The following is a 9,145-nucleotide window of genomic DNA, read 5'->3' on the forward strand; positions in this document are numbered from 1 at the left end:
TTGCATATTTCGGGTTTAAATCCGCTTAATTCGTTTGAAAGCCAACCCTCATGAAACGAGAAGCTGGAGCATTCAAAGTCATTTTCTTGACTGAATTTAGATTGTTTAGGTCCAAAACATTGATCTCGGTTCGGGATGGGCTCAATACATAAAGGTACTTTTCCGAACTTGTCAAAACGGGAGGGAGCTCATCCATCATTCTGTAAAATAGGGCATCATCCGTAGCTTTTCTTGCGGACTCATCCTGACCTGTGGACGCAAGGAGTAATGTCGATTGCGCAATGGAAGTTCCGGTGGCACTTTCTAAAACTTTTACAAGATTGCTCTTGCTTTGGATGATCAGTTTAGAACCATCAGCACTGAAGAAATAGGCGCTTACATCATCACCCGAATAAACATTTCGCATGGACTTGGCCGCTGGGTCGATGGCGAAAATTCCCTTGTTCCTAGACCAACCGTAAAATATGGCCGATTTGTCATTTCCCTTGATGGTGCCCATCCAATTGCCGGATCCAGCATCCATTGGGGATATGTTGTCAATTCTGAACAAGGCATCATTGGAACTGGCCACAAGAACGCCTTCGGTTCCGCCAAAGATGGCAAATTGGCCATTTGAAGCGTCTCCGTGTATACTGGTGACTTGGGCATTGTCGGATTCCGCGATGAGTTCACCGGTTGCTGAAAGGATTTTTATCGTTTGGGGAAGGGCCTTCGGTGCTTCAGGATCTGTGAATGTCACGGCTAATTTGTTGCCGGCGAGCCAGGTAGCGGCGCCATGATGCACTCCGTTTTTCAAGTCTTTTAGAACAACAGGACTGAAGGACGGGGTTTCCATTGTGCTTTCCCTTGCCCAGGTAACCGATCCATCACCATCGTTGAAGATCACGATATTGCCGTTGGTGGCAGAAAAGTGCGTGGGTAATGGTGCCACGGCGGGATTGGCAAGCCATTTCATTTCGTATTCATGACCATGATCGGAATGGTTTTCGATACCTGTGTCAAAAAATTTGACTACGCCGTTGACCCGCTCGATTGAAGTGATATATCGGCCACTTGAGCTCAGATAATTTGCACTTCCTGCTGAAAAGGCTGGGAGTGAAGGTGTTTTTGTTTCTCCTGTGATGGGATTGATCATGGATATATTCCCTGATTCATTCCAGGTCACAACCCTGATCCATTCGCTTTCCAGTGTTTCGAAAGTTGGCTGATCGATGATCGGAGCTTCCTTTTCCTCACAGGAATAGGCCAAAAGTGCCAAACCGATAAATGTAGTGTGTAGTTTTTTCATTTGTGCTTTGAATTTTTCGATTTGCAAAACAACTACAGAAATCCCATATTTGCAATAATGTTGCAATTAAAATGCAACAAAGTTGCAATAAGTGCCAAGGTACTTGGCGATTAAATTATCGAAACTTGGTTCTTTTCCCCATTCAATATTGCCCTTCCTCTATGAATAGCGTGATCCTTTGGTCCTTTCTTGCCTTGTTTTCATTTTTCCCTGAAAATCTTTTTGCCCAAGAAATCAGGGTGGCGGGATTCGTTACGGACAGGAACAACCAACCGCTTCCCGCCATGATCGAGGTGAAAAATTCCTATTCGGACTCCATACGCACCAGATTTTTGGCGAATGAAAGGGGGGCATTTGAGGTGCTGATTTACAGGGATGAAGTATTGGTTTTCTCTCATCTGGGCTATGAAATTCAGGAGTTAACAGCATTTGCCGCATCCCCGGTTCGGATCAAAATGTCCGAGTCGGTTACAGAATTGGAAGTTGCGGTAGTTTTCGGGGATCGGGCTGTCATAGGCAGCCGGGAAAGTTCAATGTCGGATTTGATTGTTTCCAAGGAAGAAATCCAAAATTCCCAAAGCCTCACCTTTGCCGGAGCACTGGAAAAGATTCCGGGAGTATCCTCCATAAACCTCGGCGTGGGTGTTGCAAAGCCAGTGATTCGCGGTTTGGGTTTCAATCGGATTTTGGTCAATGACAAAGGAATCAAGCAGGAAGGGCAGCAGTGGGGGGCGGACCATGGGCTGGAAATTGATGCACACGATGTGGAACGGCTGGAAATCCTTAAAGGGCCGAATTCTTTGAAATATGGCCCTGACGCCATGGGGGGCGTCCTCAATATTCTTCCCGAACAGCCTCTTCACCGGGACGGGCTGGAGGGAGAGGCTTCCTTTGACCATCAGTCAAACAGTCAATATTTTGGTCAATCGGTGCATGTAAAGGGAAGAATTGACAATTGGTATTCCATGGGCCGATTGACGCACAGTTCACACGGAGATTATCAAGTCCCCGCTGAATCCTATGTTTACGCAGGGTATGTATTGCCGATTTTCAATGAACGGCTCAAGAACACTGCGGGAAACGCACTTCATTTTTCGGCAACGGTCGGGAAAATCCTAAGTCACGGAAAATCGCAGGTAACGGTCTCCAGATTTGGTCAGCAAGCCGGGATATTCACCGGAGCGGTGGGTATTCCAACAGCATTCAGTTTGGAAGATGATGGCAATTCCAGGGATATCGGTCTCCCCAGACAACTCAATACCCATTGGAAAGTGATCTCCAATACCCAATGGACAAGTGGCAATAGAGCCATGGAAATGGATCTCGGGTTTCAACGCAATATCCGGCATGAAGAATCATTTCCCCACATCCATGGAGTAGGTCCTACTCCCTCGGGTAATCTGGCCTTGGGCTTGGATCTGAGCACTTTCACGGCAAATTATCGGGAAGTCTTGCATCTCAACAAGGACACTCGCCTCAGTTATGGACTGATGGGACAGACCATGAGGAATGGCTATCAAGGATTTGAGTTTCTTCTTCCAGCATACAGCAGCCACCTGGCTGGAGTCTACCTGATCCTGAACCAATCCATTGAAGACCGCTTTCATTGGAATGCAGGACTGCGTTTGGATGGGAATATCCTGAATATTGAGGAACACCTGCAAGCTGTTTACAACCGATTGGAACCAACCGGGGAATTTGATCAGCGAAATCCGGATGTCGAAAAAAGAACGTTGAGTCCCAGTTTTTCGGGAGGAATTTCTTGGGAAATAAACCCCTCAAATAGCCTAAAAGTCAATTTTGGTTCAGGCGTACGTTTTCCAACGCCCATCGAACTTGCCTCCAATGGCATCCACCATGGGAATTTTCGCCATGAAATAGGTGACAAAAATCTGGTCACGGAAAGGAGTTACCAAATTGATTTGTCCTATGGATGGTCAAGTGAGAATTTTTCGTTTGGAATTTCTCCATTCGGCTCGGTTTATCGTGGATATATTTATCTCGCGCCAAGTGGTCGTTTTTCGCCTTTGCCCGGCTCAAGTACCCTGTGGGAATACAAGCAGGACGATGCCACATTTTTTGGAGGAGAATTTTCAGCTGCTTACAAAAGCCCATTTCATGTTGATTTCAGGCTGGGAATGGATTATGTGTGGAACTACAATTTGGTTTCCAATCTTCCTTTGCCGCTGACGCCACCATTTTCGCTGCTCTCAGGCATCACTTACAAGAGAGATGTGAAAATAGGGATACTTGAAAAAATTGTATTGGAATTGGATTTCAGGCAGGTAGCTGCACAAAATATGGTGGCAAGAAACGAAAGAACAACAGCAGGTTCCCAATTGATAGACCTGACCATGAGGGCTTCCATCAAACTGGGAAAAAATCCATTGGAGATAAATTTCGGGGTAAAAAACCTGACCCATCAAAGCTATTTCAACCATCTGAGCAGGTACCGCCTGATCAATATTCCGGAGCCTGGCCGAAATTTTATCGTCGGCCTATCCATTCCCTTTATGAATATACATTAACAAACCAATATGAAATACAAAGCACTTATCATTCTCGTATTCGCCCTAGTGGCGTCCTTCTCCTCTTGCAATGAAAATGAAAAACCGGTGGATCTGGAGGCTCCTGTCATTGGCGCCCTGACTGCCGGTCAATCCATTCAGCCTTCGCCCGGCATGTTGGTTGGACCTTTGGAAGAATCAGTGATGGTCAATTTTAAAGTCACGGATTCTTCCGGAATCAAAGAAATTTTATTGGATATCCACGGTGGGTTTGACGGACATTCCCATGGCAGGTTGAGCAATTCTTTTGAACGGCTCAATATCAGGCAGATCTTTAGCAGTACGGCATCGAATCCAAACCTGAGAATACCCAAAGGTTCACCGGAAGTGATCATTGATGCCCACAGGATCTCTTGGACAGGTTCCAACGCTGCTGTGGTAGGCAACTTACTCGCAGGTCCCTATCACATTACCATTTCTGCCACAGATCTGGAGGGAAACCAAAGTGGATTTGCCGATGGCTCCAACTACCACACCACTTTCTACATTCAGCGCCCGTATGCCCCCTTGCTCCAATTGGTCAGGGCTGAAAATGGGGGTTTGGTGGCTTCAGCAGGTCAGAACCTGAAAATTGAGGGATCGGTCTTGGTCACCAACGATCCAATTTCCACCCCCTTGAAATTCATTTGGGTACGGCTTTCCAATCAAGATAACCTGGATGAAAAAATATCGGAAAGTACCTTTGGCGAAGCCATGGTGGGAGAATCAAGCTGGAGGAATTTGAAAGGAGAACCGTTGTTTGCCACCGATAAATTTGACTTGGGAAGCTTGCTTGCTAAAAATTCAATACAAATCCCAACTGGGCAATCAAAATTGACCTTGATCATTTGGGCAGAAGATACAGCCGGAAATGTCACCCGTGAAGCCATTCCGATCCATGTAAATTAGGTGGAATTGCCTGCGTTTGCTTGGCAAACCCTTTTTAACCCGTTTTATACATTACGAACTCAATTCAATATTGTGATTCACTGATGTTCAATTAGTTGTTGACTATTTTTAACTTCACCCTATTGCTGTCAGGAATTAGTCTCCCAATAAGTTGATTTTCTTGCAGTTTCGATCTCATTTGGAAACGGAATGCATATTTGGGATTTAAGGCTCAGGAACCTAAAAAAAATAATCTTCAAAGAGGGGAGTCCGATCCTGTTTCCCGAATTGGAATGCCAGGCAACTACATGATTTGAAGGGGGAATTCTTCCGTTTTGGGGTCAAGATATATTTATTGTCATCTGACTGGAAGATCCAATCGGGAGTTTTCGAAATCACTGTTCCATGACTTGGGTCCATTTCCAAGAGGAGGGGCTTCTTCCGGAAATGTGGCAGATACAATTCAACCGAACATCCTCTTCTTTTTGCAACTGCTTTTGGATGAAATCAATCGAAGGTTTTGAAAAAAACAGATTCCCTCATATACATTCTAAATGGGATTGAAAATGCAAGGAGAATTTTATTTCAAAGAGTATGGGATTCAAAAATAAAATTTATATTTAAATCCCCGGCTGAGAGGGTGTTTTTCCGGTGATTTAAATATTGATGAAGCCATTCTAAGAATATGAAGAAAATTCTTTTTTTGTTTGTCGCAACTGCTTTTCTGATGAGTTGTCAAAATGAAGATGATATCCACCAGCCCGACCTTCCACCAGCCCCCACCAATGGAGGAATAGACTTCTACGACCTGAAGGAATTCAGGGTCACCTTGGCTGGTGATGATTTGAAACCAGACGAAACAGGTACTTGGTCGATCCACAGTGGGATGGTGGATGATAAAGTTTCATTTAACAATGTACACGATCCAAAAACCATCTTCAATGGCCTTCCGGGGGAGGAATACAAATTGCTTTGGCAGGTGAAAATGGGATCCAAGACCACCACGGATACCGTCAAAGTCCATTTTTCTCCACTTAAAACAGAGATTCTGGATGATAGCCATGAACATTACCAAACAAGGTTGAGGCTTCTGGCGAAGTCCTATGACAAAGGGAAGTGGACAGTTGAGGGAAACTACCTTCAGATCATTGGGCAAAGTCACGGAGGCTTATGGTTACCCGATGAGGAGTCTGCTTATATTACTTTTTATGGTTTTGAAAACACCGAATATAAAATCACTTGGACAACATGGTATGGCAGTAAATCAGCATCGGAGACAATTGTGTTCAAATCGGGCGAATACCAGCAAGATGAAGCCCTGGAAGATTTGGGCAAACTCTATTCACCGTCCTATTTCAAACGGAACGAAGCGGGGGATGTGACCGAATTAGTGATGAATGGTGATGGCTACGGGTGGATGTTCAGTTACGAGGATCAATTTCCTGCATTGAAGGCATTGAAGCATCTTACCAAGTTGGAACTTGGAGGCAATCTACTGGAAGTCTTCCCGAGCGTTATTTCGGCACATTATCACAAGTTGGAATATTTAAACCTTTCACACGCCCAATTTACCAGTATCGCTGATGATTTTGGGAATTTGGTGGAACTTGACACCTTGATCTTGAGTACGCTGAACGTGGCATCTCTCCCGGAGAGCTTTGGGGAATTGACTAAATTAAGGTTTCTCGACATGTCAGGGATGGGGCTTAAAAGTTTGCCCGAAAGCTTCAGTAACCTCACCAGCCTCAATTACCTAAACATGGAACTGAACCAAATCGAAAAATTACCGGAACAAATCGGCAATTTGAAAAATCTGGAAACATTTAGAGGTCCTGTATTGTCTCAAAACATCCCAAACTCCTTTTCTGGCCTGTCAAATCTGGAATTTTGTTTCTTTACGGTAACGTCCAAGCCTGCTGCCCTGCCAGTTGATTTTGGTAGGCTCGCAAATCTCGAGACACTTTGGTTATCTGGGGATTATCGAGTTCTCCCGGAAAGCTTTTCCGACCTTTCCAATTTGAAGGACCTAAGCATCCGATATGGAAGTGGAGTAAGCAGTCTTCCGGAGAATTTTGGGAATTTGGTCAGCCTAAACAGGCTAAATATTGTAGTGAGGCTAAAGGAATTGCCGGCATCTTTTACAGATTTGGCGAGTTTAAAAAATCTTATCATTCATGGAGAATTGGATAACCTCCCATCCGATATTGGTAAAATGGCCAACTTGGAAATATTGAGCGCCGGTCATGTGAAATTGAAAGCAATTCCCGAAAGCATCGGTCAACTCAAAAAGTTAGAGGAGCTCATGCTTTCTACGAATGAAATCGCCAGTGTTCCGGCCAGCATCGGGAATCTGTCCAAACTTACCTTATTGAATCTGAGCAGGAATAAGATAACACGCTTTCCACCAAGCATCGCAAATTTGGCATATACCCTTAGGTATTTGGGTATAAACGGCAATGATTACCCCGAGGAGGAGTTGAAATTTCTGATGGATAACCTCCCCAACACAACAATCACCACAAGGCAAGAAGGAGATTGATCCGCAAATATTCCTGAATGTCAATGGACAGGAGTAGGGATAGCCGCGGAGTGCTGAGCGCTTGATCAGCCAGAACTTTGTGCTCAGGTAAAAACCATGTTCTTTTCAAGTTTCACAAGTGGTATTTTGATTTGAAACAGGCAACTGGACAAAGACTTGAATTGGGAGGTTTCATCCAAATTCAAGTCGTGGTAAAGTGATGAAGGCATCTAAATCCCAATGGTCATTTTTCCGCCATTTTCCCCACTGATGGAGAAGGGGGATATTGGCCACAAAAGACAAGGGCTGATAAAAAAATCGGGGAAGGATCCCTTTAGGAAAACCCTGTTTTTGGATAGGGCAAAGCCGCCCCCTGACATGTGGAAGGAAGTCCGCATTTTTTGCATGGATCCTCATTGATAAGCGGAAATGGAACAGGACTGAGATTAAAAAACACCTATTGGTTGGGGTGGCTGCATGCGCCTTATCATCAGGAATGTATCGCTTGGAAAGGGCATGACAAATGAAAAGCAAAACTTGAGGAAGAGGGATTGAGGAAGAAGTTGAAGGTCATCCAGTCTCCGTGCGGGAAGACAATCTGGCAAACAGCCAAACCTTGTGCTCTTAGAAGTTCTGCTGCATTTTGAACGATGGAAATATACAAATGAAGGTCAAGATATCTCCGTTGCGGGATGATTTACTCCGCTTTATGGGTCAAAATCCGCACAGTGACAAGCAATTGCCCCAAATGTCTTTGTGCATGTTCGGCCGCATGAAACAACAATCCACCTACGGTAGACGGTAGTTGGGCCCTACCTACACCTCGCGGATCGGTCAAGGTATCGGTATTTATTTGTGCGATTAAATGGAGGAATTCAACAATCTGAAGATCTAAATCCCTCAATAGCGTTTGGGAGGTGAATTCTAAATCTGGTTTCCCTTCTTTTTGTAAATAACCCAATTGTTGACCGCTTAATGTTTCCCCTTTTGCATAAGTGGCCATGCGGTCCATTACACCTGGGATATGTTGCAGATGAAAGGCGACACTGGCCATGCCGAAGGGTTTTTCCCAGAGCAGGTCAGAAGGAAATTCTCTTATCAGTTCATGTATTTCCTCATGGGCTTGCAAGATGGCGTGGACCACGGGCTGCAATAGCCGCGGATAGCCTTCAATATTGCCTCTAAGCCAAACTTCTGGTTGTTTTTTCATCGTCTGATTCTTAAAAACCTGTTTTACGCATTCGCAATTCTATTCCGACCTGAAATTGCTTAATAATCTTCAATTGTTTCCAAATTTTGACCTCGCCAAATCAAAAATCTGCGTTATTATCCAATTAATCTGATTTTTTCGCAGTTAAAGCCTTATCAGGAAGCCTATTCCAGACTTCGGTTTTAATGTTTGACAAGTTGGTCTAAGATACTCATGGTTTCTTTTTTTATTAAACCCGTTTGGTGCATTACGAACTCAATTCAATAATGTAATTTACTGATAATCCATTAGGTGTTGATTATTTTTGACTTCACCCTATTGGTGTCGGGAATTATTCTCCCAATAGTCTGATTTTCTTGTAGTTTCAACCACATTTGAAAACCTATTGCATATTTCCATCTAACTTATGATAGGGCAGCATTTAACTCATCGGCTGACATATTCAGTGATAGCATCTTTTTTTTAATTGATGCTATCATTCGATCCTTCATTTCTTTTTGGTATTGGTCTAAATTACCGGGCTGGTATCTTTCTCCTTTTATAATCATGTTCCAGATAATTACTGCCAGCTTTCTGGCAGTTGCGGTAATGGCAGCTCCCCTTCCTTTGCGATAAGCCACTCGTTTGAAAAACCTTGTCAACACCCCATCTTTGGTTTTATCAATGGTGTTTGCAGCATTTCTTAAAGCCAGCGC

At 44.1% G+C, this 9,145-nt stretch carries 5 protein-coding genes and 1 pseudogene; 3 read left to right on the forward strand and 3 right to left on the reverse strand.

What is annotated here, in order from left to right:
- Positions 1–25: 25 nt before the first annotated feature.
- Positions 26–1,288 carry a hypothetical protein gene (locus F824_RS0112775; RefSeq protein WP_139189788.1) on the reverse strand — a complete coding sequence of 421 codons (1,263 nt, stop codon included), beginning with the start codon at positions 1,286–1,288 and terminating at the stop codon, positions 26–28.
- A 161-nt stretch (positions 1,289–1,449) separates the two neighbouring features.
- Between F824_RS0112775 and F824_RS0112780 the strand changes: the two genes are divergently transcribed.
- The 3 genes from F824_RS0112780 (at position 1,450) to F824_RS0112800 (ending at position 7,261) form a co-directional block, all read left to right on the forward strand.
- Positions 1,450–3,816 (forward strand): TonB-dependent receptor, encoded by a 2,367-nt coding sequence (locus F824_RS0112780; RefSeq protein WP_019598294.1) that lies wholly within the window; start codon positions 1,450–1,452, stop codon positions 3,814–3,816.
- A 9-nt stretch (positions 3,817–3,825) separates the two neighbouring features.
- Positions 3,826–4,743, forward strand: coding sequence for a DUF4625 domain-containing protein (locus F824_RS0112785; RefSeq protein WP_019598295.1), 918 nt, complete (start codon positions 3,826–3,828; stop codon positions 4,741–4,743).
- Between the two features lie 664 nt (positions 4,744–5,407).
- Complete coding sequence (locus F824_RS0112800; RefSeq protein ID WP_019598297.1) at positions 5,408–7,261, forward strand: leucine-rich repeat domain-containing protein; 1,854 nt, start codon at positions 5,408–5,410, stop codon at positions 7,259–7,261.
- Positions 7,262–7,937: 676 nt separating this feature from the next.
- Here F824_RS0112800 and F824_RS0112815 read toward each other — a convergent pair.
- Positions 7,938–8,450, reverse strand: a complete 513-nt coding sequence (locus F824_RS0112815; protein ID WP_019598300.1) for a DinB family protein — start codon at positions 8,448–8,450, stop codon at positions 7,938–7,940.
- A gap of 404 nt (positions 8,451–8,854) precedes the next feature.
- A pseudogene (locus F824_RS27730) lies at positions 8,855–9,145 on the reverse strand (IS110 family transposase); the annotation flags it as partial.

The organism is Rhodonellum psychrophilum GCM71 = DSM 17998 (assembly GCF_000381545.1).
GTDB lineage: Bacteria > Bacteroidota > Bacteroidia > Cytophagales > Cyclobacteriaceae > Rhodonellum > Rhodonellum psychrophilum.

What these genes read in the sequence shown, in the direction of transcription:
- F824_RS0112775 (WP_139189788.1), bottom strand. Translation starts at nt 1,288, where the DNA reads ATGAAAAAACTACACACTACATTTATCGGTTTGGCACTTTTGGCCTAT.
- F824_RS0112780 (WP_019598294.1), top strand. Translation starts at nt 1,450, where the DNA reads ATGAATAGCGTGATCCTTTGGTCCTTTCTTGCCTTGTTTTCATTTTTC.
- F824_RS0112785 (WP_019598295.1), top strand. Translation starts at nt 3,826, where the DNA reads ATGAAATACAAAGCACTTATCATTCTCGTATTCGCCCTAGTGGCGTCC.
- F824_RS0112800 (WP_019598297.1), top strand. Translation starts at nt 5,408, where the DNA reads ATGAAGAAAATTCTTTTTTTGTTTGTCGCAACTGCTTTTCTGATGAGT.
- F824_RS0112815 (WP_019598300.1), bottom strand. Translation starts at nt 8,450, where the DNA reads ATGAAAAAACAACCAGAAGTTTGGCTTAGAGGCAATATTGAAGGCTAT.